This window comes from Streptomyces alkaliterrae (assembly GCF_007097205.2).
Taxonomy (GTDB): domain Bacteria; phylum Actinomycetota; class Actinomycetes; order Streptomycetales; family Streptomycetaceae; genus Streptomyces; species Streptomyces alkaliterrae.
The window spans coordinates 1-939 of record NZ_VJYK02000628.1 but is presented as its reverse complement, the minus strand read 5'-3'; the positions used below and the strand labels follow the sequence as shown (position 1 = coordinate 939).

Here is a 939-nt window from a genome sequence, read left to right as displayed (position 1 = left end):
GGGTTGTGGGGAGGTGGGTGCGGGCATGGCGGTCTCCGTTCCCAGCAGAATGGATAGTGGCACTCTCCGCTATCCGATAGCGCCACTATCCATGATGGTCGTGGCGTGCGCAAGACCCGGGTGGTCGGCTGTGGAAAACCCGCGGGGTCCACGGGTGTGGGCGGTGCGGGGGTTCCGGGGAGCGGCGCGTACGGTCGAGACGCGCGGAGCGTACGGTCGACTGTGCGTGACGCCGACGTGAGGCGGAGGAGACGGAGCGGGATGCGCATCGGAGAACTGAGCGAGCGGGCGGACGTGCCGGTGCCGACGATCAAGTACTACCTGCGTGAGGGCTTGCTGCCGCCCGGGCGTCGCACCAGCCCCAACCAGGCGCGGTACGACGATTCGCACCTCGGACGCCTCCGGCTGATCAGGGCGCTGACGCAGGTCGGCGGCCTCCCGGTGGCGGACGCGAAGATCGTGCTGGACGCCGTCGACGATCCGGGTCGCACTCCGCACAAGGTGCTGGGGGCGGCGCAGCGCGGGCTCACCGCGACCTACGCGGTCGGCTCCGAGGAGGACCTGGCGCGGGCCCGGCGGGTCGTCGCCGACCTGATCGAGCGGCGGGGGTGGCGGGTCTCCCCGGCGGGCGTCCCCGCGCACGCACTCGCCGCCGTGCTGGCGACGATGCGCGAGACGGGGCTTGAGGCCTTCGAGCGGCGACTCGACGAGTACGCGGAGGCCAGCGAGCGGATCGCGGCCGCGGACGTGGCCGGAACGGTGGACGAGTCCGATCTGGAGGCCACCGTGATGAGGGTCGTCCTGGGGACGCTGCTCGGTGACGCCGCGCTCGCCGCGCTCCGGCGGCTGGCGCAGGCGGACGCCTCCGCTCGGCACTACGGCCATGGGGGGCCCGCGCCGGCGGGCGACGGCGGGGATGACGAGGCGGGTGCTTCGGGC

The 939-nt window shown here is 73.4% G+C and carries 1 protein-coding gene; it reads left to right on the top strand.

What is annotated here, in order from left to right; genetic code table 11:
* Positions 1-261: 261 nt before the first annotated feature.
* Positions 262-939 (top strand): MerR family transcriptional regulator (locus FNX44_RS27195; RefSeq protein WP_153507800.1); only part of this gene is annotated, 678 nt, incomplete at its 3' end.